Genomic DNA, 23344 nt, shown 5'->3' on the forward strand with positions numbered 1-23344 from the left:
GGGGTGGGCTGCGTCAGATGGGTATAAGGGACAGGCTCGACACGGGAAGGGGCAGGCGCAGGCGCCTGTCTAGGCTAAGGGGATGAGCGCGCACGAGGTCTGGCCTGTCCGCACCGAACGGCTGCAGGTGCGCCCGATGACCGCGGCCGACATCGACGTGATGTGGGAGTGGCGGCGCCTGCCCGACGTGAACCGCTGGCTGGGGCTCGCGCCCGACACGATCGAGGCGTTCCGCGAGCGGTACCTCGACCCCGACCGGCTCGCGGCGATGCACCTGATCGAACTCGTCGCCGCCGACGGCGGCGCCACCGCGATCGGCGACGTGATGATCCGGATCGGCGACGGATGGGCGCAGCTCGAGGTCGCCGACCAGGCGAAGGGCGTCGAGGCGGAGCTCGGCTGGGTGCTCGACCCCGCGCACGCCGGGCAGGGCTATGCGACCGAGGCGATCCGCGCCGTCATCGACACGTGCTTCGGGCCCCTCGGGCTGCGCCGCGTGCACGCCGGATGCTTCGCCGACAACGAGCCGTCGTGGCGCCTCATGGAGAGGCTCGGCATGCGGCGCGAGGAGTTCAGCCGCAAGACCGCCCTGCACCGCTCCGGAGAGTGGCTCGACGGCCTGAACTACGGCATCCTCGCGGAGGAGTGGGCAGCGATCTGAATCGTCGGATCAGCCGGCGACGAGCGCGAGCACGAGAGTCGCGATCACCACCGTCGGCACGGCCACCGCCGCACCCCACAGGATGAGCGTGCGCCAGCGGATCTCGACCCCCAGCGATACGACCCGGTGATGCCAGAGCAGCGTCGCGAGCGACGCCCACGGGGTGATGAGGGGTCCGAGATTCACGCCGATCAGCAGCGCCATGAGCGTGACGGGGTCGGATGCCGCAGGTTCGAGGATCAGATACGCGGGCAGGTTGTTGACCCCGTTGGCCGCGAGCGCCCCCGCCGACGCGAGTCCGAGCAGCTGCCCCACCCCGTGACCGTCGGTCGCGAGGGCGGAGAGGACGTCGAGGATGCCGTTCGCGTGCGCTGTCTCGACCAGCACGAACAGGGAGGCCGCGAGACCGATCGCCTGCCACGGCACGAGCGACAGGCGCAGCACGTGCGGCCGACGCACGGCGAACAGCACCACGAGCAGCACGGCGGCGACGGTCGCCGGAATCCACACGTCGTGGGTGAGCGCCAGCAGCGGCATGAGGAGGATCAGGATGCCGGCTGCTCCCCAGAACAGCACGCGATCGGACGGTGCGGCGGCCGACGGCATCCGATATCCGCCGAAGAGCGTGCGGCGGTGCACGATCGTCAGGAGGGCGACCGGGACGACGATGCCGACGAGAGTCGGCGCCCAGCTCACCGCGAGGAAGGAGGCAGGGGACTCGCCGATCGCGGGCGCCGCGAGAAGGTTCGTGAGGTTCGAGACGGGCAGCGCGAGGGAGGCCGTGTTCGCGAGCCACACGGTCGCGAACGCGAAGGGCAGCGGTGAGACGCCGATGCTCTGCGCCAGCACGACGACCACGGGTGTGACGATCACGGCGGTCGTGTCGAGCGACAGGAACACCGTGCTCACGACCGCGAGCACGACGACCGAGGCCCAGAGGGCGATGACGCGTCCGCGACCCCAGCGGGCCAGGCGCTGGGCGACGAGGTCGAACACCGCCGCATCGCGCGCGAGCTCGGCGACGATCGTGATGGCGACGACGAATCCGAGGACGGGCGCGATCCGTGCGCCGAGCGCCCCGGCATCCGGTGCGGGGAGGATGCCGCCGACGAGGCAGACGAGGGCGATGGCGACCAGCACCAGGACGATGATGGTGCCCGGCCCCGGCCGGCGTCGCGTCGCGCTCACTTCGTGAGTGTACGGCGGGTTGAGGCGGATGCGGGCGTCGGCGCCGATGCGACTCGCTCGAGCGGTGTCACCTCGGGGGTCACCCCGCACCCTCGCGTGAGCATCCCGCACCCTCGCGTGAGCATCCCGCATGCATTCCGGCATACCGCCGTAGGGGAAGCGTGAGGATCGCGGATACGGCCCCCGCACGGGAGTTGTATCGACTCTCGTGCTCGACATCATCTACATCGCGCTGACTCTCGCGCTGTTCGCCCTGGTCACCCTCGTCGCGAAGGGGGTGGAGAGACTGTGATCGTCTTCGAGATCATCGGCGCGGCCCTCGCCGTCGCCGCCGTCGTCTACCTCGTGGTCGCCCTCGTCGCGCCGGAGAAGTTCTGATGGGCGCGGGATCCAGCGCCGAGATCTGGTTCGGCGTCCTCCAGGCGGCCGTGCTGATCGTCGCGCTCGTGCTGCTCTATCGCCCCCTCGGCGACTACATGGCGCACGTGTTCAGCACGCCGCGCGACCTCCGCGTCGAGCGCGGCGTGTATCGCGTGATCGGTGTGGACTCGGCATCCGAGCAGACCTGGCGCGCCTACGCACGCAGCGTGATCGCGTTCTCCGCCGTCGGTCTGCTGCTCGTGTACGGGCTGCAGCGTCTGCAGGCGTTCCTCCCCGAATCGCTCGGCCTGCCCGCCGTGCCGGAGGGGCTCGCCTTCAACACCGCCGCGTCGTTCGTCGCCAACACGAACTGGCAGTCGTACTCGCCCGAGCAGACCATGGGCTACACCGTGCAGCTCGCGGGTCTCACGGTGCAGAACTTCGTGTCGGCGGCGGTGGGTCTCGCGGTGGCCGTCGCGCTCATCCGCGGGTTCGCCCGCCGCGGCTCGACGACGATCGGCAACTTCTGGGTCGATCTGATCCGCGCCCTCGGGCGCATCCTCCTCCCCCTCGCCCTGATCGGCGCGGTCGCGCTCCTCGCAGGCGGTGTGATCCAGAACTTCGCCGGCTTCACCGACGTGACGACCGTCTCCGGTGGCACGCAGACGATCCCCGGCGGACCGGTCGCGTCACAGGAGGCCATCAAGCTGCTCGGGACCAACGGCGGCGGATTCTTCAACGCCAACTCCGCTCACCCGTTCGAGAACCCCACCGGCTTCACGAACCTCCTGCAGATCCTGCTCATCCTCGTCATCCCGTTCGCGCTCCCGCGCACGTTCGGACGGATGCTCGGCGACAACCGCCAGGGCTACGCGATCGCCGCCGTCATGGGCACGATCTTCCTCGTCTCGACGTTCGCTCTGTCGGCGCTCGAGCTCGCCGGCCGCGGCTCCGCGCCCGAACTCGCCGGATCGGCGATGGAGGGCAAGGAGGTGCGCTTCGGCATCCTCGGCTCCGCCCTGTTCGGCAGCGCCAGCACCCTCACCTCCACCGGTGCGGTGAACTCCATGCACGACTCGTACACAGCGCTCGGCGGCATGATGCCGATGCTCAACATGATGCTCGGCGAGGTCGCCCCCGGCGGCGTCGGGTCGGGCCTCTACGGCATGCTCGTGCTCGCCGTGATCGCGGTGTTCGTCGGCGGTCTCCTCGTCGGCCGTACCCCCGAGTACCTCGGCAAGCGGATCGGTCCGCGGGAGATCAAGCTCGCGAGCCTGTACATCCTCGTGACGCCGACCCTCGTGCTGCTGGGCACGGCGCTGAGCTTCGCGGTGCCGGGGATCCGCGCCGACGTCGAGTCGACCAGCATCCTGAACCCCGGCGTCCACGGCATGAGCGAAGTGCTCTACGCCTTCACGTCGGCGGCGAACAACAACGGCTCCGCGTTCGCCGGCCTCACGGCGAACACGCCCTGGTTCAACACCGCCCTCGGCGTCGCCATGCTGCTCGGCCGGTTCATCCCGATCGTGCTCGTGCTCGCTCTCGCCGGGTCGTTCGCCGCCCAGCAGCGCGTGCCCGAGACCACCGGCACGCTGCCCACCCACCGGCCCCAGTTCGTCGGACTCCTCACCGCCGTGACGGTCATCATCACGGCCCTCACCTACTTCCCCGTGCTCGCACTGGGACCCCTCGCCGAAGGACTCGCCTGATCATGGACACGCGCGTTTCGTCTCGCTCCGCCCGCTCGACGTCGCAGGGTGATGCCCCCGCGCCGCAAGCATCCCCCGCACCCCGCTCGTTCGGGTGGGCGCAGCTCACGCAGGCCCTCCCCGGTGCGCTGCGCAAGCTCAACCCCGCATCACTCGTCCGCAACCCCGTCATGCTGCTCGTGTGGGTCGGCGCGGCGTTCACGACCGTGCTCGCGATCGCCGAGCCGTTCCTCGGCGGGCCCGCCGCCTCCGGCGGCACCCCGGTGCCCGCTCCGTTCACCTGGGGCATCGCGATCTGGCTCTGGCTGACCGTGCTGTTCGCGAACGTCGCGGAGTCGGTCGCCGAGGGCCGCGGCAAGGCGCAGGCCGCCACCCTGCGCAAGACACGCACGAGCACCATGGCTCGGCGGGTCGTGCGGTACGACCAGACGACGGATGCCACGGCGGAGCGCTCCGAGACCGTCGAGGTCTCGTCGGCCGAGCTGCAGCGCGACGACCTCGTGATCGTCGCGGCGGGCGAGCTGATCCCCGGCGACGGAGACATCGTGGCCGGTATCGCGACGGTCGACGAGTCGGCCATCACGGGTGAGAGCGCGCCGGTGATCCGCGAGTCGGGCGGCGACCGCAGCGCCGTCACCGGCGGCACCCGCGTCCTGTCGGACCGCATCGTCGTGCGCATCACCTCGAAGCCCGGCGAGACGTTCGTCGACCGCATGATCGCGCTCGTCGAGGGTGCGAGCCGTCAGCGCACCCCCAACGAGATCGCCCTCAACATCCTGCTCGCGAGCCTGTCGATCGTGTTCGTGGTGGTGGTGCTGGCGTTGAACCCGATCGCCTCGTACGCGGCATCGCCCGTCAGCATCCCCGTCCTGATCGCTCTTCTCGTCTGCCTCATCCCGACCACGATCGGCGCGCTGCTGTCGGCCATCGGCATCGCCGGCATGGACCGCCTCGTGCAGCGCAACGTGCTCGCCATGTCGGGCCGCGCGGTCGAGGCCGCGGGCGACGTCACCACGCTCCTGCTCGACAAGACCGGCACGATCACCCACGGCAACCGGCGCGCCCACGAGGTGCTGCCCCTGTCGGGGATCAACGCCGAGGAGCTGCTGCGCGTCGCCGCCCTCTCCTCCCTCGCCGACCCCACCCCGGAGGGGGCGTCGATCGTCGATCTGGCGGCGAGCCGCGGCATCCGTGTCGAACAGCCGGCGGATGCCGTCGTCGTGCCGTTCACCGCCCAGACCCGCATGTCGGGACTCGACCTCGCCGACCGCAGGCAGATCCGCAAGGGCGCCGGCTCCGCCGTCGCCGCCTGGCTCGGTCTGGACGCGGATGCCGAGCTCGCCGCCCTCGCCGACGGCGTGGCCTCGAGCGGCGGCACCCCGCTGGTCGTCGCCGTCCGCGCGGCGTCCGGCGACCGCATCCTCGGGGTCGTGCACCTCAAGGACATCGTCAAGGACGGCCTGCGAGAGCGGTTCGACGAGCTGCGCAGCATGGGCATCCGCACGGTCATGATCACGGGTGACAACCCGCTCACGGCCGCCGCGATCGCGAAGGAGGCCGGCGTCGACGACTTCCTCGCCGAGGCGACACCCGAGCAGAAGCTCGAGCTCATCAAGCGCGAGCAGGAGGGCGGCCGCCTCGTCGCGATGACCGGCGACGGCACGAACGACGCCCCGGCGCTGGCTCAGGCCGACGTCGGCGTGGCGATGAACACGGGCACCTCAGCCGCGAAGGAGGCCGGCAACATGGTCGACCTCGACTCCGACCCGACGAAGCTCATCGACATCGTGCGCATCGGCAAGCAGCTGCTCATCACGCGCGGCGCGCTGACGACGTTCTCCCTCGCGAACGACATCGCCAAGTACTTCGCCATCATCCCGGCGATGTTCATGGGCGTCTTCCCGGGACTCGCGGCGCTGAACATCATGCAGCTGCACTCCCCGGCATCCGCGGTGACGAGCGCGATCATCTTCAACGCGATCGTGATCGTGTTCCTCATCCCGCTCGCGCTCCGCGGCGTGAAGTACACCCCGGCGAGCGCCTCGCAGATCCTGCAGCGCAACCTGCTCGTCTACGGCCTCGGCGGTGTGATTGCCCCGTTCATCGGCATCAAGCTGATCGACCTCGTCGTCAGTCTGATCCCCGGGTTCTGACACGTCCCGCCCGCTTCTGCACGACCCGCACACCGAAAGGCCTCTCATGTCCACCCGCTCCACCCTTCGCACCACCGGCGTCGCCGTGCGCGCCATGGTCGTCCTCACGCTCGTGCTCGGCGTCGCGTACACGCTCGTCGTGACCGGCATCGGCCAGCTCCTGCTGCCGTTCCAGGCGAACGGGTCGCCGCTGCCCGATGACAAGGGCAGCGCGCTGATCGGGCAGTCGTTCACGGATGCCGACGGCGAGGCGCTCCCGGAGTACTTCCAGTCGCGTCCGTCCGCCGCCGGCGACGGATACGACGGCACGAGCTCGAGCGGCAGCAACCTCGGTCCCGAGAACACCGACCTCGTCGCGTCGATCGAGGAGCGTCGCGCGGCGATCGCGGAGCGCGAGGGCGTGAGCGAGGATGCCGTGCCGGCCGACGCCGTGACGGCATCCGGATCGGGTCTCGACCCGCACATCAGCGTCGCCTACGCGCTGCTCCAGGTGCCGCGCGTCGCGGCGGCGCGCGACCTGCCCGAGCAGGAGGTGCGCGACCTCGTGGAGTCTAGGATTCAAGGGCGGGATCTGGGATTCCTCGGCGAGGAGCGCATCAACACGGCCGAACTCAATCTCGCGCTCGATGAGCGGGAGGGCGAATGACGGCATCCGGCAGGCGGGGTCGGCTCCGCGTGCTGCTCGGCGCCGCACCCGGCGTCGGCAAGACGTTCGAGATGCTCGCCGAGGGGCGGCGCCTTCTCGACGACGGCCGCGACGTCGTGATCGCGATCGTCGAGACGCACGACCGTGCCGCGACGGCCGCGCAGACCGTCGGCATCCCGGAGATCCCGCGCCGCACCGAGCTGCACCGCGGAGTGCCGCTGACGGAGATGGATCTGGATGCGGTGCTCGCACGGCATCCGGAGATCGCGCTCGTCGACGAGCTCGCGCACACGAACACCCCCGGCTCGGCGAACGCGAAGCGGTGGCAGGACGTGAAGGTGCTGCTCGATGCCGGGATCGACGTCGTCACGACCGTGAACGTGCAGCACATCGACTCGCTGAACGCCGTCGTCGAGAAGATCACCGGCGTCGCTCAGCAGGAGACGATCCCGGATGCCGTGGTGCGCGCGGCCGACGAGATCGAGGTCGTCGACCTGGCGCCCCAGTCGCTGCGAGACCGCCTCTCGGCGGGACTCGTGTATCCGGCGGAGCGCATCGACGCCGCGCTGTCGAACTACTTCCGTCTCGGCAACCTCACCGCACTGCGCGAGCTGGCTCTGCTGTGGCTCGCCGACGAGGTCGACTCGGCGCTGCGCAGCTACCGGGCCGATCACGGCATCGAGGGCACGTGGCAGGCGCGCGAGCGCGTGGTCGTGGCCCTCACCGGCGGCCCGGAGGGCGAGACCCTGCTGCGCCGCGGCGCCCGCATCGCCGCGAGGTCGGCCGGCGGCGAACTGCTCGCCGTGCACGTCGCCGCCCAGGACGGACTCCGCGACGAGACCCCCGGCGCCCTGGCCGCGCAGCGGTCGCTGGTCGAATCGCTCGGGGGCAGCTTCCACCAGATCATCGGCGACGACATCCCCGCCACGCTCGTCGAGTTCGCGCAGGGTGCCGACGCGACGCAGCTGGTGATCGGCGTCAGCCGCCGCGGACGGCTCGCGGCAGCACTGACGGGACCGGGCATCGGCTCGGAGGTCATCCGCCGCTCGGGCGACATCGACGTGCACATCGTCACGCACGCCGCGGCCGGCAACCGCGTGCGGCTCCCCCGCATCACGGGCGGCGCGCTGGGCTGGCGGCGGCAGGTCCTGGGCTTCGCGGTCGCGCTCGTCTTCGGACCGCTGCTGTCGTGGGTCATGTTCACGTTCCGCAGCCCGGAGTCGATCACGGCCGAGGTGCTCGCCTATCAGCTGCTCGTCGTCGTGGTCGCTCTCGTCGGCGGTGTGCGGCCCGCGGTCTTCGCGGCCGTGCTGTCGGGGGTCACCCTCGACTTCCTGTTCGTGGCGCCCCTCTTCACGATCACGATCGCCCACCCGCTGCACGTGCTGGCGCTCGCCCTGTACGTCGTGATCGCGGTGCTCGTGAGCATCATCGTCGACCAGGCCGCTCGTCGCGCCCGCACCGCACAGCGCGCCGCCGCCGAGGCGGAGCTGCTCGCCGCGGTCGCCGGCAACGTGCTGCGCGGCGACAACGCCCTGATCGCGCTCGTCAGCCGCACCCGCGAGGCGTTCGGCCTCGCCGGGGTGCGCCTGCTCACCCCCGACGGGGAGGTGCTGGCGAGCGACGGCGAACCCGTACCAGACGGCCGCGTCACGACGGTCGCCGTCGACGGAGCGTCGCCCGCGATCCTCGAGCTCAGCGGCGAACCCCTCGACACCCCGGCCCGCCGGCTGCTCGACGCGATCGTCGCGCAGCTCGCCGCCGCGATCGAGCACACCGACCTGCGCGCCACCGCCCGCGAGGCGGCCGCCCTCGCCGAGACCGACCAGGTGCGCACGGCTCTGCTGTCGGCGGTGAGCCACGACCTGCGGCGCCCTCTCGCGTCGGCGGTCGCCGCGATCGGCGGACTCCGCGGGGCGCACGGCCTCTCGGCATCCGATCGGGAGGAGCTGCTGGCGACCGCCGACGAGAGCCTGGCGACCCTGTCGTCGCTGGTGACCGACCTGCTCGACGTGAGCCGGGTGCAGGCCGGCGTGCTCGCCGTCTCGACCATGCGGCTCGACGTCGCCGGGCCCGTGCTCGCCGCGGTCGACGAGCTCGCACTCGGTCCCGCCGACGTCGAGCTCGCCCTCGACGCCGACCTGCCCGCGGTGTCCGCCGACCCCGTGCTGCTGCAGCGGGTGCTCGTGAACGTGATCGCCAACGCGCACCGGCACGCGCCCGACGACAGCCGCGTCATCGTGTCGACGAGCGCGATCGGCGATCACGCGGAGATCCGCGTGATCGACCGCGGCGCCGGGGTTCCCGCCGAGAAGCGCGACCAGATCTTCCAGCCGTTCCAGCGGCTCGGAGACACCGACAACACCACCGGCCTCGGGCTCGGCCTCGCCCTGTCGCGCGGGTTCGCCGAAGGCATGGGCGGTAGCCTGACACCCGAGGACACCCCCGGCGGTGGGCTCACCATGGTCATCTCGCTGCCGCTCGCCGGCGCCGACACGGAGGGGGCGGAGTGAAGCTCCTCATCGCCGACGACGATCCGCAGATGGTGCGCGCGCTGCGCATCACGCTCGCCGCGCACGGGTACGAGGTGGTCGTCGCCGCCGACGGTGCCGCGGCCGTCGCGACGGCCGCGCAGACCCACCCCGACCTGATCATGCTCGACCTGGGCATGCCGCGACTCGACGGCATCGAGGTCATCCAGGCGCTGCGCGGATGGACGAGCGTGCCCATCATCGTCGTCTCCGGGCGCACGGGCTCCGCCGACAAGGTCGAGGCGCTGGATGCCGGGGCCGACGACTTCGTCACCAAGCCGTTCCAGGTCGACGAGCTGCTCGCCCGCCTGCGCGCCCTGTCGCGGCGGGCGGCGCCGGCCGGGGAGTCCACCGTGGGATTCGGGGACGTCGTCGTCGACCTCGCGACGAAGACCGTCACCCGCTCCGGCTCGCGCGTGCACCTCACGCCGACCGAGTGGCGGATGCTGGAGCACCTCGCCCGGCATCCCGGCGCCCTCGTCACCCGCCAGGACCTGCTGAAGGAGATCTGGGGCAGCGAGCAGGTCTCCGACTCCGGGTACCTGCGCCTGTACATGTCGCAGCTGCGCAAGAAGCTCGAGCGCGAACCCGGGTCGCCGGAGCACCTGTTGACCGAGTCGGGAATGGGCTACCGGCTCGTGCTCTGAGGGCGCTCTGAGCGTCCTCCCCCCGCCCCCCGCAACTTCTGCGGCCTTCGGCGCCTTCTGCGGCCGTGCGGGAGCACAGTGGCCGCAGAAGTTGCCCATGGCCGCAAAAGGTTCGTGCGCGAGCGGGTCAACGGGAGACGGATGCCGTGCGGCGGCGCTGCAGGACCCCGACCACGCCCGCGACGACGAGCGCCACGGCGACCACGATCCCCGCGACGGCGGTGACGGTGCTGTCGGGCTCGCCGGTGAGGCGTCCGACCGCGAGCCACGAGAGCCCCCAGGCGGTGGCCAGCGCCGGAGCGATGCGCTTCAGCACGAGCGCGCTCGCGACGCCGATCACGAGGACGACGGCCAGCACGGCGACGGCCCAGACCTCCGCCTGCTCAGCCCAGTCGGCCGGGGCGATCTGCGTGAACCAGGCCGCGGTGTTGGCGACGGTCGCGATCGTGACCCACCCGAAGTGCAGGCCGTTGGCTCCGTCGACGACGATCCGTTCGGGGATCGTGCGTGCGCTGCGCCGATTCAGCAGCACCATGACGCGGGCGAGAGCGGCGAGCATCAGGGCGATCACGATGACGGTGAGCGGAAGCGTGAGGAACTGCGCCGTCACGAGCCAGAGGCCGTTGAGCACCATGGTCGCGGCGATCCACCAGCCGACCGTGCGCTGACGCTCGTCGGTCCGCTGCGCGGGGAGCGCCTGCCACACCGCGTACGCGATCAGACCGAGATAGATGAGGGACCAGATCGAGAACGCGGGTCCGGCGGGCGCGAGGTACGACCCGGATGCCGACAGCGCGCCGTCCTGCAGCTCGTCGACCGACGTGCCGCCGAACGCGCCGGATCCGACGGCGGCGGCGATCAGCATGAAGGTCGCCGCAGCGATGATCGCGGCCTGGCGGAGGATGTCGTTCGTCCGGGATTCCATGCCCCGCACGCTACGCGTCCGGGTCCGAGCCGCCCAGACCCTTGACTCTCGCTTGGCTAACGTCTAGCCTGGCTAGCTAAATGACCGCGAGACGGACGCGTCGATCAGCACCACTGCCGCGCCGCGCGCCTGGGCCGCCACGGACGAGTCGCCCGAGATCGCGGCCGTGCTCTGGGCGCCCTCCGCCAGGATCGACAGCTGCGCTGCGAGGGATGCCGGGGCGCCGGCGTCTGTGACGAGGCCGGCCATGTACTGCTGGAACGAGGCCTTGTGGTCGCGCACGAGCGCCGCGACCTCGGGGTTCGTGCCACCCAGCTCGCCGAACGCGTTGATGAACGCGCATCCGCGGAAGCTGTCGGTGCAGAACCAGTCCTCGAGGTACCCGTAGACGGCGAGCAGGCGATCGCGCGGATCGTCTCCGGCATCCGCCACCGCCCCGGTCAGTCCCGACTCCCACTCCCCGTGCTTGCGGTCGAGCACAGCCGTGACGATGTCGGCCTTCGCCGGGAAGAGCGCATAGAGCCGGCGCAGCGACACGCCGGACGCGGCACGGAGCTCGTCCATGCCCACGGCCGCGTATCCCTTGCGGTAGTACAGCTCCTCCGCGGCGGAGAGGATGCGTTCGCGCGCCTCTTCTTCGGTCATACCCAAGAGTTTACTTGACATGAGAACGAACGTTCTCTATGTTGGTCCTATCGAGCGAGAACGATCGTTCTCACCGGAACCGAAAGGATCAGGATCATGGGTTACATCACCGTCGGAAACGAGAACAGCACTCCCATCGAGCTCTACTACGAGGACCAGGGTTCGGGTCAGCCCGTCGTCCTGATCCACGGGTACCCGCTCGACGGCCACAGCTGGGAGCGCCAGACCCGCGAACTGCTCGACCAGGGCTACCGCGTCATCACCTACGACCGCCGCGGGTTCGGCCAGTCGTCGAAGGTCGGCTCCGGCTACGACTACGACACCTTCGCCGCAGACCTGAACACCGTGCTCGAGACGCTCGACCTGCGCGACGTCGTGCTCGTCGGCTTCTCGATGGGCACGGGTGAGCTCGCCCGCTACGTCGCGAAGTACGGCCACGAGCGCGTCGCCAAGCTCGCGTTCCTCGCCTCGCTCGAGCCCTTCCTCGTGCAGCGCGACGACAACCCCGATGGCGTGCCGCAGGACGTGTTCGACGGGATCGCCGCCGCCGCCAAGGGCGACCGCTTCGCGTGGTTCACCCAGTTCTACAACGACTTCTACAACCTCGACGAGAACCTCGGCTCGCGAATCAGCCAGGACGCCGTCACCGGCAGCTGGAACGTCGCGGTCGGCAGCGCCCCCGTCGCCGCCTACGCCGTGGTGCCGTCGTGGATCGAGGACTTCCGCGGCGACGTCGAGGCTGTGCGCGCCGCCGGAAAGCCCACCCTGATCCTGCACGGCACGAAGGACAACATCCTCCCCATCGACGCCACCGCGCGTCGGTTCCACCAGGCGGTGCCGGAGGCCGAGTACGTCGAGGTCGAGGGCGCCCCGCACGGGCTTCTCTGGACCCACGCCGACGAGGTCAACGCCGCCCTGAAGGGCTTCCTCGCGAAGTGACCCGCGGAAGCGCGCAGCGGTGAGACGAAGCGCGGTGGGTGTCGGACGACGGTCACCGCGCTTCGTCTCGCTCCGGGACCCTCGGCGGAATTCCGCGGAATCAGCCGCGCATCGCGACACCGCGACGCCAGTAACCCATGAAGGCCACCTGCCCGCGATCGATGCCGAGATCCTTCACGAGGTGACGGCGCAGGGTGGTGACGACCCCGCTCTCGCCGGCGATCCAGAAGTAGCGCTCCGCCGGGGCATCCGCCACCGCGATGTCCTCGCCGAGCCCCGAGTAGTCGGGGGTCTCCCAGAGCAGGTCCTCGGACTCGATGTCGGTCACGTCGACGTCGTCTGCGGCATCCGCGTCGCCGAGGTATTCGAGCACGGCGGGGATCAGCTGCAGTCCGTGGGCCTGCTCGTCCGCACGGGGCAGCCACCGCACCTCGACGCCCGCGGGAGCGGCGATCGAGAGCACGTCGTCTGCCGACGGCACCTCGATGAACGCGCAGCCGCGCAGATCGCGCGGAGCGTCTTCCAGGATGCGGGCGATCGCTGGCGCGGCGGTCTCGTCGCCGGCCAGCACGACGGATGCCGCGGTACCCGGTTCGAACTCCGCTCCCCCGTGCGCGGACGACGGCAGGCCGCGCCGCGGCCCGACCACGTACAGCTCCTGTCCGACGGCGGCGGCGTCGGCCCAGCGCGACGCGGGTCCCGAGAGGCCGGGTGCGAGGTGCAGCACGAAGTCGACGTCGACCTCGGTGCCGGCATCCGTCACGCGCAGCTCGCGCACCGAGTACGTGCGCATCGAGCCGCGCTCGTCCTCGGGCACCGCGAGGTACGAGGCCCACCAGTTGTCGGTCTCGCGATCGAGGGCCGGCAGCACGCCGGACGCCGGCGGGAACACGAGCTTGATGCGGGAGTCGAACACGTCGCCGGGCGTTCCGAACTCGAACAGCTCGTCGCCGCCGAACGTGACCCGCACGAAGTTCGGCGAGACGCGGTCGACCGCGCGCACCTCGGCGCGCGCCAGCACATAGGTGGGACGCTCGGTGGTGGTCTCAGCGGACATGGTGCCTCCCGATCGGTGTGACCATCGGCTTTCCAGAAACCGGGTCGGTGGTGATCTGATTCGCGAGGCCGAAGACCTCTTCGACGTGCTCTGCCGTCACGACCTCCTGCGGCGTGCCGGTGACGTGCACGCGTCCGTCCTTCATGGCGACGAGCTCGTCGGAGTAGCGGGCGGCGAGGTTCAGGTCGTGCAGCACCATCACGATGGTCGTGCCGCGCGAGACGCTGAGGTCCGTGAGCAGGTCGAGCACCTCGACCTGGTGCGCGACGTCGAGGAACGTGGTCGGCTCGTCGAGCAGCAGGATGTCGGTCTCCTGCGCGAGCGCCATCGCGATCCACACCCGCTGACGCTGCCCGCCGGACAGCTCGTCGACACTGCGATCGGCGAGGTCGGTGGTTCCGGTGACGGCGAGCGCGTCGGCGACGACCTCGTAGTCGTGGGTGCTCCAGCGCGACAGCATCTTCTGGTGCGGGTGCCGGCCCCGGCCCACCAGGTCGGCCACCGCGATGCCCTCCGGCGCCACCGGCGACTGCGGCAGCAGTCCGAGGATGCGCGCGACCTCCTTCGTGGGGCGCGTGTGCACCGAGGTGCCGTCGAGCACGATCTGCCCCGCCGAGGGTGAGAGCAGGCGCGCGAGCGAGCGGAGCAGCGTCGACTTGCCGCATCCGTTCGCCCCGACGATCGTGGTGATCCGGCCCGGCGCGATCTGCAGATCGAGGCCGTCGATGACCGTGCGGTCGCCGTAGGCGAGGGTGACGGACTCCGCCGTCAGGGTATGCGCCTCGGTCACAGAGAGCCTCCCGAGCGATTGGTGCGGACGAGCAGATAGATGAGGTACGGGGCGCCGAGCACGCCGGTGATGACGCCGACCGGGTAGCGCTCACCGAAGGCGAACTGGCCGAGCAGGTCGCTGCCGAGAACGAGCACGGCGCCGACGAACGCGCTCGGCAGCAGCAGGTTCGCTCCGGGTCCGGTGATGCGCGCGGCGATCGGACCGGCCATGAACGCGACGAACGCGATCGGCCCGGTGGCGGCGGTGGCGAACGCGAGCAGCGCCACGGCCCCGAGGATGCAGAGCACGCGCGTCGTGTCCACCCGCACCCCGAGCCCGGATGCCGAGTCGTCGCCGAGCTGCATCGCGCCGAGCGCCCGGCCCTGCGCGAGCAGCAGCGGCACGATCACGAGTACCGCGATCGCGAGCGGGGCGACGCGCTCCCAGGAGGCGCTGTTCAGGCTGCCGGTGAGCCACTGCATCGCGGTCTGGATGTCCCACGACGCGGCCCGCGACAGCACGTACGAGATGACGCTCTGCAGCATCAGCGAGACGCCGATTCCGATGAGGATCAGCCGGGTGCCAGCGAAGCCGCCGCGGATCGACAGCAGGTAGATGGCTGCGGCGGTGACCAGCGCTCCGCCGAGGGCCAGGAGCGAGACGAGCGGTCCGTCGAGGCCCAGCACGATGATGCCGATCACCGCGGCGGCGCCCGCACCGTTCGAGATGCCGATGATGTCGGGCGAGGCGAGCGGGTTGCGCAGCAGCGTCTGGAACGAGACCCCGGCCATGCCGAACGCAATGCCCGCGAGGATGGCCAGCACGGCGCGAGGCAGCCGCAGCTCCCCGACCGTGAACGAGGCCCCGGGCACGGTCTCGCCGAGGATGACCCGTACAACGGCGTCGAGCGGGTAGAACGTGTTGCCCACCATGAGCGCGACCGTGAACAGCACGAGCAGCAGCACGCCGAGCACGATCGTGGCGACCGCATGGCGCCGGTGGCGGGCCTGGCGTCCTGCGACGATCGCGGCGATGCGGTCGTGGGCGACGGCCTGGGCCGGCGCGGTGCGATCCATGGTGCTCACAGCTCACGCACCTTCTGCCGGCGCACGATCCAGATGAAGAACGGCGCTCCGATGACCGCGGTGATGATGCCCACCTGGATCTCCTCCGACGACGGCGAGACGACCCGGCCGACGATGTCGCTCGCGAGCAGCAGCGCGGCCCCCGCGGTCGCCGAGAACGGCAGCAGCCAGCGGTGGTCGGTGCCGATCAGCATCCGGCACACGTGCGGGATGACGAGGCCGATGAACCCGATCGGACCGGCGATCGCCGTGGCCGCACCGGCGAGGATCACGGCACCGAGCGCCGACACGAGCCGGGTGCGGAACACGTGCTCGCCGAGCCCCTTGGCCATGTCGTCGCCGAGCGCGAGCGAGTTCATGCCCCGCGCACTCGCCAGGCAGATGAGGGCGCCGAGCGCGAGAACAGGCGCGGTCAGCGCGATGCGCGGCCACTCCGCACCGCCGACCCCGCCGATCTGCCACGCCTGGAAGGCCTGCAGCAGGTCGACGCGCGGCAGCATGACGGCGCTGATGAGGGAGGCGAAGGCGGCCGAGGTCGCCGCCCCCGCGAGGGCGAGCTTGAGCGGGGTCGCCCCGCCACGGCCGAGCGAGCCGACGGTGTACACGAACGCGGCCGCGAGCGCCGCACCCGTGATGGCGAGGGCCATCTGTCCGTACGGGTTCGTGAGACCGAGGAACGCGAGACCCAGCACCACGGCGAAGGACGCACCGTTCGACACCCCGAGGATGCCCGGGTCGGCGACCGGGTTGCGGGTCACCGCCTGCATGGTCGCGCCCGACAGTGCGAGAGCCGCTCCGACGAGGAGCGCGAGGACCGTGCGCGGGATGCGCTTGACGACAGCCGCCTCGGCGATCGTGTCGGCGTGCCCCGAGAGCGCCGCCCCGATGTCGTCGAGCGTGACCGCCCGCACCCCGAAGCTGACCGACAGCGCGCACAGCACGAGCAGCACGCCCGCCCCGGCCAGCAGCCAGAGGGTACGCACCCACGCCGGGCGTCGCAGGTCTGCGATGCCCGGCGCGGGAGCGGCGACGGCGGTCACGGGATCAGAGCGGGATGGTGCGGACGATCACTGCGCGAGCGGCGCAGCCAGGGCCTCGAAGTAGGCGTCGATGCCCCACGGGATGGAGAGCGGCGTCGGGTTGGCCGATGCCGCGAGGGGGGTGGAGTCGGGCAGCACGGCGACGCGGCCCTCGGCGATCGCGGGGATCTTCGACAGGAGCGGGTCGGCCTGCAGGAGGGCGAGCGTCGAGTCGTCGCCGTACGTGATGATGAGGTCGACGTCGTCGAACTTCGCCGCGTCCTCCGCGCTGACCTGCAGGTAGAACTGGTCGGTGTCGGCATCCGCCTCGAGCAGCGAGGAGAGCGGCATCCCGAGCTCGTTCAGGTAGCCGACGCGCGGGTCGATCGGCGTGTAGTAGCCGATCTGGCTGAGGTCGGTCGGGTCGACGAAGAAGAACATCGCCTTCTTGTCCTTGAGGTCGCCCTGCGCGTCGAGCGCAGCCTCGGCGTCGGCGTGCAGCTTCTCGACGAGCGCATCGCCCTCGTCCTCGAGCCCGAGGGCCTTCGAGTTCATCTCGATCATCTCGTCGACCGTCGTGCCCCAGGGGATGTCGGGGTACGCGACGACCGGCGCGATCTTGGAGAGGGTGTCGTACTCCTCTTTCGTGATGGCGGAGTAGGACGCGAGGATCACGTCGGGCTGCGTGTCGGCGACGGCCTCGAAGTCGATGCCGTCGGACTCGTCGAACAGCACCGGGGTCTCGCCGCCGAGCTCGTCGAGCTTCTCCTCGACCCACGGCAGGATGCCGTTGTCGTCGTCGTCGCCCCACGTCGCCTTGCTCATGCCGACCGGCACGATGCCGAGGGCGAGCGGCACCTCGTGGTTGGCCCACGCCACGGTCGCGACGCGCTCGGGCTTCTCGGTGATCGTGGTCTCGCCGTAGACGTGCTCGATCGTGACCGGGAAGGCCGAGTCGTCGGCCGGGTTGCTCCCGCCGGAGTCGGAGTCGCCGCCGGACGGCGTCGAGCAGGCGGCGAGGCCCACGGCGAGCGCCGCGGCGACACCCGCGGCGAGGAGACGGGAGGTGCGCACAGGCGTTCCCTTCGGTTGGAGATGGAGGGTACGGCGCACGGAGGGGCGCCAAGGCTTTGGTAAGCCTGGCCTAATCTAACAGAAAGTAAGGCGACCCTCATCTCGGAGTGGCGGACCCGGTGCGGGGGGCGCGATGCGGGACGCAGAGGAGGGATGCAGAAAGCCGGCCGGATCCGTGAGGGATCCGACCGGCTTCAGGAAGTCAGCGCGCGCTCAGAGAGCGCGGATGTTCGCCGCCTGCATGCCCTTGGGGCCACGCTCAGCGTCGAATTCGACCTTCTGGTTCTCGCGGAGCTCCTTGAAACCGGAGCCGGCGATAGCCGAGTAGTGAGCGAAGAGGTCTTCCGAACCGTCATCAGGAGCGATGAAGCCGAAGCCCTTCTCCGCGTTGAACCATTTCACAGTGCCAGTGGCCATGTGTTTTCTACTTTCTGTTGATACGGCCGCTGAAGCGACCTGTGCCGCACCAGATCATCCGGCGCGCACACCCCGTCAACGTATCACGGCGGGCTGACGAACGGTCGGGGTGTTCTCGCGGTGGAGGACCGCCGCCTCCGTCCGACTCGCCACCCCGAGCTTGCGGAGCACCGCCGACACGTGCACGCTCACCGTCTTCACGCTGATGAACAGGCGCTCGGCGATCTGACGGTTGCTGAGCCCCTCGGCGATGAGCTCGAGCACCTGGAGCTCGCGCGCGGTGAGCGGCTCGGCGTCGCCCGACCCGACGTCCCCGACATGCCGGGAATCGGCAGCGCGGAGCCCGGCGGCGTGCGCGAACTCGGCGACCGCCCGCCCGAGGGGCACGTGTCCGAGGGTCTCGGCCGTGCGTCGCGCCTCGTCGAGGACGGATGCCGCGGCCGCCCGGTCTGCGGTGTCGACCAGCATCCGCGCGAGTGCGAGACGGGTCATGACGCGGAACGTGACCGGCACATCGTCGCCGTCGGCGAGGTCGACGGCAGACCGCAGCGCGGGGATCGACGGGTCGAGGAACGCCGAGAGGATGCCCCACCACGCGTCGTCGAGGAGCTGCTCGGGCTGGCTGAGCCAGGCCTCCCGCACCTCGGACACCGCGTCGTCGACCGCCTCGCCGGTCACCCGGAGCTCGGCGATGAGCCACCCCGCTTCGAGCATCAGGCGACGTTCGTGCAGCAGCCTCGGGCCGTCGTCGCGGAGCATGGCACGGACCTCGTCGAGCGCGGCCCGCAGGTCTCCTCCGCTCTCGGCGACCGAGAGGCGCATCATGATCTCGTCGTACCAGATCTGCCGTTCGTCGACGCCGGCCTCGGCGAACACCGGGTGCCACTCGCGCACGATCTCGGCGGCCTCGACGTCGCGGCCGCGCCACGACAGCACACGCACACGCGTCATGGTCGAGTAGGCGTGGAAGATGCGCAGGGTGGCCTGTGCGAGCTCGCGCGCCAGCATCCCCTCGACGCGCTCGATCTCGCCCATCTCGAGCAGGGGCACCGCCATGTTCTGCGTCATGATCGCACCGGTGGTGCGCTCGACGCCGTACTCTCGGGCCCGCTCCATCCCCTCCTCGGCCACACGGACCGCGTCGCGGTAACGCCCGAGCAGCCCGAGCAGGTCGGAGTAGTTGACGCGGTAGCGCAGCTCCGCGTTGGTCGTGTTCGCGCGGGCGAGCGCGAGCGCGTACTGCTCGTGCGCCTCGGCGACCCTGCCCAGATGCGCGAGCGAGGCCGCGCGGATGTTCGCCGCGATCGACGTCTCCTCGTCCGAGCCCGCCGCCTCGCCGCGGTCCTCCGCCTCCGTCGCGATGTCGATCGCGTCGGAGAGGCGTCCCGCGACCATGTACCGGCTGCCGAGCTGATTGAGGATCGAGGCATGCAGCCGATCGTCGTCGACGCGTCCGTCGAGCACGGAGAGCGAGTCCTGCAGCAGCGGCACCGAGCCGTTCCGCCCGAGGTTCATGGTGTAGTACGCCTTGTCGCGCAGCAGGCGCGCGTGGGTGCGCGGGTCGACGGCCGCGGGGTCGACCTCGGACAGCGCGAGGTTCACCACGGCGAGCGCCCGCTCCCCGTCGCCGGCGTTGCGCAGCACCGAGCCCAGCGAGCGCAGGAACTCCAGGCGCGGGACGTCGACGACCATCTCGGCGTCGGGCACCTGGGCCCACAGGTCGAGCACGAGCTCACCGAACCGCGCGGCACTCGCGAACGCGAACCGCGCCTTGGCATCGGTCATCGCCGTCATCGCCGCCGCCAGCGCTCGGCGGGGGTCCTGCGCGAGCTGCCAGTGGTATGCGAGAGCAGCCGGCTCGCCGCTCGCCGCGCCGGCACCCCGCTGCTCCATGAGCTCGGCGTACGAGCGATGCAGTCGGGCGCGCTCGCCCGGGAGCAGGTCGTCGTGCACGGCCTCGCGCAGCAGCGCATGGCGGAAGCGGTACTCGTCGTCGACCACGACCAGGATGCCGCTCTGCGTCGCCTCGCGGATCGCCTCGTCGAGCCTCCCGTCGGCGAGCCCCGCGAGCGCGGAGACCGTCGGATGGCTCAGCGCGCGATCGGCACCCGAGGCGACCTGCACCACGCGGCGCGCGTCGTCGCCGAGACGGTCGAACCGGGCGAGCAGCAGGTCGCGCAGCGTGCCGGGCAGCGGGCCCGCGGAGCATCCCGCGATCTCCTCGATGAAGAACGGCACCCCCTCGGCGCGTGATCGGATGCGCTCGAGCGCGGTGTCGCTGAGCGGCTGACCGATGATCGCCTCGGCGAGCTCGCGCACCGCATCGGCGTCGAGACGATCCACCTGCACGCGGTCGAGCAGCCGCGCGCGCGTGGACTCGCCGATGAACGAGCTCACCGCATCACCCCGGCGCACGTCGTCGCTGCGGCATGAGAGGAGCAGCATGATGCGCCCTCGCGTCAGGGAGCGCATCAAGAAGGCCAGGATCGCGAGCGTCGAATCGTCGGCCCAGTGCAGGTCTTCGACGATCAGCACCTGCGGGTTGCGGTCGGCGGCGGCCTCGATGAGCGCGGCGATCGCATCGCGCACCCGATCGGGGCTCGTCTGGCTGCGCTCGGTGGGATTCAGCTCGGGCAGCAGCATCCCGAGCGCCTCGGCCCCGACGCCGAGCTGTGCGCGCACTCTCTCGGCGCCCAGCTGCGACACGATCGAGCGCAGGATGCCGACGAGCGGCCCGAACGGCGTGCGCGACGCCCCGAGGTCGAGGCACCACCCGATGTGCACGTCGGCGCGGTTCGCGACATCGGCGGCGAACTCACGCAGCAGCCGCGACTTGCCGATGCCCGCCTCCCCCTCGACGAGCAGGGCGACCGGCGTGCCCTCCACCGACCGCTCGAAGACCGCACGCACGACCTGCGTCTCGGCCTCGCGGCCGACCATCGCGGTGCTCGGAGCGGACGAGGGCATGCACTCATCGTGCCACTCCCCTCCGACATCCGGCACGGCCTCCGCCCTCGGCAGAGGATCGGTCGGCCTCACCGGGCCGGTGCGGGTTCGCAGGGCGTCGTGCGACGGCCGGTCGCGGCATCCTTCGCGCCCTCGCGCGATGCGGCGGAGCCGCGCAGCATCCGCCTCACCCACCGGCGCAGCGGACCAGCCGGCCGGGGGACGATCTGGTCGGCGTGCTCGCCGAGGAAGCGGCGACGCTCGACGGCGCGCTCCAGCTCCTGCCGGTCGAACTCGGTGACCTGATAGCTGAGGTACGGGTGCTCGTACATGACATCTCCTCGGTTGGGATGTCCCTACACTCCGCTCTGAGGCGACCCCTCGGCATCGGGAGGATGCCCTATCTTCGCGGCATCCGATCCCTAGACGTCGGCGGAGGCCGCGGAGGTCGCGAGTCCTCGCACGCGACGAGGCCCGGAGGCAGCGACTGCTGCCTCCGGGCCTCGTCGAGGGACTGCGAGTGTCAGGCGTCCACGTCGCCGCGCCAGGAGCCGGTCTCGGCTCCGCGCTTCTCGATGAACTCCTTGAAGTTCTTGAGGTCCTTCTTCACGGCGTGCGATCCGGCGCCGACGAGCGAACCGACCTTCTCGAGGAGGCCCTCCGGCTCCCAGTCGATCTGCACGGTCACGCGGGTCGTCAGGTCCTCGAGCTTGTGGAACGTCACGACGCCGGCGTGCTCGGTGTCGCCGCCCGTGCTCTTCCACGCGACGCGCTCGTCGGGGTGCTGCTCGGTGATCTCGGCGTCGAACTCGCGCGTCGCGCCGCCCACGTTCACCTTCCAGCGGTTGTGCGTGTCGTCGATCTGCACGATCGACTCGACCTCGTCGAGGAACTCCGGGAAGCTCTCGAACTGGGTCCACTGGTTGTAGGCGACGTCGACGGGGACGTGCACGTCGATGGTCTCGATGATCTGCGCCATGTGATGCTCCTCACTGATTCGACTTGTGTTCGTTGCTCTATTCGACGCCCTTCGGCGCTCGGATGCGAAGGGGTTGACAGGGTGCGGGGCGAGAGCGCAAGGGGGACGGATGGCGAGGCTGCCGCGAGTAGCGTGGAGGCATGCGCATCCCCGCCGCGATCCGCGCCTCGAAGCGCTCCCCGTTGCTGCAGGTGGTCAAGTCCGCCGCCGCGACGATCGCGGCCTGGTTGCTCGCGGGGTGGGTCGTGCCTGGGCAGCTGCCCGTGTTCGCCGCGATCGCCGCGCTGCTCGTCGTGCAGCCGAGCATCAACCAGTCGCTGTCGAAGGCGCTCGAGCGCAGCATCGGCGTGATCGTCGGCGTGGTGATCGCCGTCGCGCTCGGCCTGCTGCTCGGCTCGCCCAGCTGGATCGTGCTGCTCGCCATCGTCGTCGCCATGCTCATCGCGTGGGCGCTGCGCGCCACACCGGGCACGGGCAATCAGGTCGCGATCTCGGCGATGCTCGTGCTGGCCCTCGGGTCGACCCCCGACTACGCGCTCGCGCGGATTTTCGAGACCCTCATCGGCGTCGTCATCGGCATCGTCGTGAACACGCTCATCGTGCCGCCGGTGATGGTGGCGCCCGCGAAGCGCGATCTGGGACTGCTCGGCGGCGAGCTGGCTGCGAGCCTCGACCGTCTCGCCGATGCGCTTCCCGAACCGCAGTCGCCCGCGCAACTGCAGGAGCTCATGCTCGAGGTGCGGCTGCTGCGCCCGATGCGCGATGCGGCAGAGGCGTCGATCGCGGCCGGCGAGGAGTCGCTGACGCTCAACCCGCGCCGGTCGACGCACCGGTCCGACCTCGCCGAGATGCGGGCGCTGCTCGACAAGCTGACCCCGATCGTCACGCAGACGATCGGCATGACGCGCGCCTACTTCGACCACTACGACGATTCGATCGGCGAGGAGCCCGCGGTCGTCGCGATCGCCGATCAACTGCGGAGGGCGGGGCACGACGTGCGCCTCGCGGTGCAGATCGCCGACGTCGCGCGGGAACCCGAGGCCCTCACCTCGACGATCCCCGCGCTGACGGCGCCCCTCGTCATCCGCCCGCCGTCATCGGCGCACTGGATCCTCATCGGGTCTCTGATGGAGGACCTGCGACGCATCCGCGGCGAACTCGTCGACGAGGACTGAGGGCGGATCAGTCCCGCTCGGCCTCGACGTCGCTGCTGTGCCGGCCGTCGTCGTCGCCGTCGGACGGGAGCACCCGCGGCGGCTCGCTCTTGTTGTCCTCGGTACCGAGGACGTCGTTCTCCTCCGCGCCGGGCGACGGCTCGGAGCTGATGTCCGTGCGGTCGGTGTCGATACCGTCGGCGTCGTTCTCGGTGCCCATGTTCGGTCCTCTCGGGTCGTGTCGTTGCGAGGCTACGGGGGCGGCGCGCGCGCCGCACGGGTCTTGACAATCCCGCCGCGCGGCCCCGCCCCTGGCTCTTATACACCTCTGACGCTGCCGACGACCCCTTACGGGGAGATCGACGTTGTCCCCCGAGGACTTAGACAAAAACAGCATGTGATCGTCAAGTAGAGACATGGTCAATATGCGGCAATGT

The 23344-nt window shown here is 70.7% G+C and carries 22 protein-coding genes; 9 read left to right on the forward strand and 13 right to left on the reverse strand.

Annotated features, from left to right (window positions below):
- The first annotated feature begins 82 nt into the window (after nt 1–82).
- The gene (locus RAC69_RS16545; protein ID WP_375087793.1) at nt 83–661 is read left to right on the forward strand and encodes a GNAT family N-acetyltransferase; all 579 of its coding nucleotides are present in this window, start codon (nt 83–85) and stop codon (nt 659–661) included.
- A 9-nt stretch (nt 662–670) separates the two neighbouring features.
- Here RAC69_RS16545 and RAC69_RS16550 read toward each other — a convergent pair whose 3' ends face one another.
- A complete protein-coding gene (locus RAC69_RS16550; protein ID WP_375087794.1) occupies nt 671–1849 on the reverse strand; it encodes an SLC13 family permease in 1179 nt (392 codons plus the stop codon).
- 288 nt (nt 1850–2137) lie between these two features.
- Here RAC69_RS16550 and kdpF point away from each other — a divergent pair, with 288 nt between their 5' ends.
- From kdpF to RAC69_RS16580, 6 genes are read left to right on the forward strand one after another with little or no spacing between them, the layout of a single operon-like run.
- A complete protein-coding gene (gene kdpF, locus RAC69_RS16555) occupies nt 2138–2227 on the forward strand; it encodes a K(+)-transporting ATPase subunit F (protein ID WP_375087795.1) in 90 nt (29 codons plus the stop codon).
- Nucleotides 2227–3918 carry a potassium-transporting ATPase subunit KdpA gene (gene kdpA / locus RAC69_RS16560; RefSeq protein WP_375087796.1) on the forward strand — a complete coding sequence of 564 codons (1692 nt, stop codon included), beginning with the start codon at nt 2227–2229 and terminating at the stop codon, nt 3916–3918. Before kdpF ends, kdpA begins: the two co-directional genes overlap by 1 nt.
- A gap of 2 nt (nt 3919–3920) precedes the next feature.
- Nucleotides 3921–6071 (forward strand): potassium-transporting ATPase subunit KdpB, encoded by a 2151-nt coding sequence (gene kdpB / locus RAC69_RS16565; protein ID WP_375087797.1) that lies wholly within the window; start codon nt 3921–3923, stop codon nt 6069–6071.
- Nucleotides 6072–6117: 46 nt separating this feature from the next.
- Nucleotides 6118–6717, forward strand: coding sequence for a potassium-transporting ATPase subunit KdpC (kdpC, locus tag RAC69_RS16570; protein ID WP_341935813.1), 600 nt, complete (start codon nt 6118–6120; stop codon nt 6715–6717).
- The gene (locus RAC69_RS16575) at nt 6714–9230 is read left to right on the forward strand and encodes an ATP-binding protein (protein ID WP_375087798.1); all 2517 of its coding nucleotides are present in this window, start codon (nt 6714–6716) and stop codon (nt 9228–9230) included. The genes kdpC and RAC69_RS16575 overlap by 4 nt, the downstream gene beginning before the upstream one ends.
- Nucleotides 9227–9895 (forward strand): response regulator, encoded by a 669-nt coding sequence (locus RAC69_RS16580; RefSeq protein ID WP_341935815.1) that lies wholly within the window; start codon nt 9227–9229, stop codon nt 9893–9895. The genes RAC69_RS16575 and RAC69_RS16580 overlap by 4 nt, the downstream gene beginning before the upstream one ends.
- A 127-nt stretch (nt 9896–10022) precedes the next feature.
- On the opposite strand, the gene RAC69_RS16585 is transcribed toward RAC69_RS16580, so the two are convergent.
- Nucleotides 10023–10820: a tryptophan-rich sensory protein gene (locus tag RAC69_RS16585; protein ID WP_375087799.1), complete on the reverse strand. Its 798-nt coding sequence runs from the start codon at nt 10818–10820 to the stop codon at nt 10023–10025.
- Between the two features lie 72 nt (nt 10821–10892).
- Nucleotides 10893–11465: a TetR/AcrR family transcriptional regulator gene (locus tag RAC69_RS16590; RefSeq protein ID WP_375087800.1), complete on the reverse strand. Its 573-nt coding sequence runs from the start codon at nt 11463–11465 to the stop codon at nt 10893–10895.
- 96 nt (nt 11466–11561) lie between these two features.
- Here RAC69_RS16590 and RAC69_RS16595 point away from each other — a divergent pair, with 96 nt between their 5' ends.
- Nucleotides 11562–12404 (forward strand): alpha/beta fold hydrolase, encoded by an 843-nt coding sequence (locus RAC69_RS16595; RefSeq protein WP_375087801.1) that lies wholly within the window; start codon nt 11562–11564, stop codon nt 12402–12404.
- A 100-nt stretch (nt 12405–12504) separates the two neighbouring features.
- Here RAC69_RS16595 and RAC69_RS16600 read toward each other — a convergent pair whose 3' ends face one another.
- The 9 genes from RAC69_RS16600 to RAC69_RS16640 all read right to left on the reverse strand — a co-directional run bounded on the left by RAC69_RS16600 (nt 12505) and on the right by RAC69_RS16640 (nt 21753).
- On the reverse strand, nt 12505–13461 hold the full coding sequence (locus tag RAC69_RS16600) for a siderophore-interacting protein (RefSeq protein WP_341935820.1): 957 nt from the start codon (nt 13459–13461) through the stop codon (nt 12505–12507).
- Nucleotides 13451–14251, reverse strand: coding sequence for an ABC transporter ATP-binding protein (locus RAC69_RS16605; RefSeq protein WP_341935821.1), 801 nt, complete (start codon nt 14249–14251; stop codon nt 13451–13453). The genes RAC69_RS16600 and RAC69_RS16605 overlap by 11 nt, the downstream gene beginning before the upstream one ends.
- Nucleotides 14248–15309, reverse strand: a complete 1062-nt coding sequence (locus tag RAC69_RS16610; protein WP_375087808.1) for a FecCD family ABC transporter permease — start codon at nt 15307–15309, stop codon at nt 14248–14250. The genes RAC69_RS16605 and RAC69_RS16610 overlap by 4 nt, the downstream gene beginning before the upstream one ends.
- Nucleotides 15310–15314: 5 nt before the next feature.
- On the reverse strand, nt 15315–16358 hold the full coding sequence (locus RAC69_RS16615) for a FecCD family ABC transporter permease (RefSeq protein ID WP_375087802.1): 1044 nt from the start codon (nt 16356–16358) through the stop codon (nt 15315–15317).
- A 27-nt stretch (nt 16359–16385) separates the two neighbouring features.
- Nucleotides 16386–17411, reverse strand: coding sequence for an iron-siderophore ABC transporter substrate-binding protein (locus tag RAC69_RS16620; RefSeq protein WP_375087803.1), 1026 nt, complete (start codon nt 17409–17411; stop codon nt 16386–16388).
- A 213-nt stretch (nt 17412–17624) separates the two neighbouring features.
- Nucleotides 17625–17828: a cold-shock protein gene (locus RAC69_RS16625; RefSeq protein ID WP_050723174.1), complete on the reverse strand. Its 204-nt coding sequence runs from the start codon at nt 17826–17828 to the stop codon at nt 17625–17627.
- Nucleotides 17829–17903: 75 nt separating this feature from the next.
- Nucleotides 17904–20795: an AAA family ATPase gene (locus RAC69_RS16630; RefSeq protein WP_375087804.1), complete on the reverse strand. Its 2892-nt coding sequence runs from the start codon at nt 20793–20795 to the stop codon at nt 17904–17906.
- 68 nt (nt 20796–20863) lie between these two features.
- Entirely contained in the window at nt 20864–21106 is a 243-nt protein-coding gene (locus RAC69_RS16635; RefSeq protein ID WP_375087805.1) for a hypothetical protein, read from the reverse strand.
- A 191-nt stretch (nt 21107–21297) separates the two neighbouring features.
- Nucleotides 21298–21753: an SRPBCC family protein gene (locus tag RAC69_RS16640; RefSeq protein WP_341935826.1), complete on the reverse strand. Its 456-nt coding sequence runs from the start codon at nt 21751–21753 to the stop codon at nt 21298–21300.
- A 140-nt stretch (nt 21754–21893) separates the two neighbouring features.
- Between RAC69_RS16640 and RAC69_RS16645 the strand changes: the two genes are divergently transcribed.
- On the forward strand, nt 21894–22928 hold the full coding sequence (locus tag RAC69_RS16645; protein ID WP_375087806.1) for an aromatic acid exporter family protein: 1035 nt from the start codon (nt 21894–21896) through the stop codon (nt 22926–22928).
- Nucleotides 22929–22935: 7 nt separating this feature from the next.
- Here the strand turns inward: RAC69_RS16645 and RAC69_RS16650 are convergent, their stop codons facing one another.
- Nucleotides 22936–23127: a hypothetical protein gene (locus tag RAC69_RS16650; protein WP_375087807.1), complete on the reverse strand. Its 192-nt coding sequence runs from the start codon at nt 23125–23127 to the stop codon at nt 22936–22938.
- Nucleotides 23128–23344: the final 217 nt, after the last annotated feature.

It is taken from the genome of Microbacterium sp. LS_15, assembly GCF_041954735.1.
GTDB lineage: Bacteria > Actinomycetota > Actinomycetes > Actinomycetales > Microbacteriaceae > Microbacterium.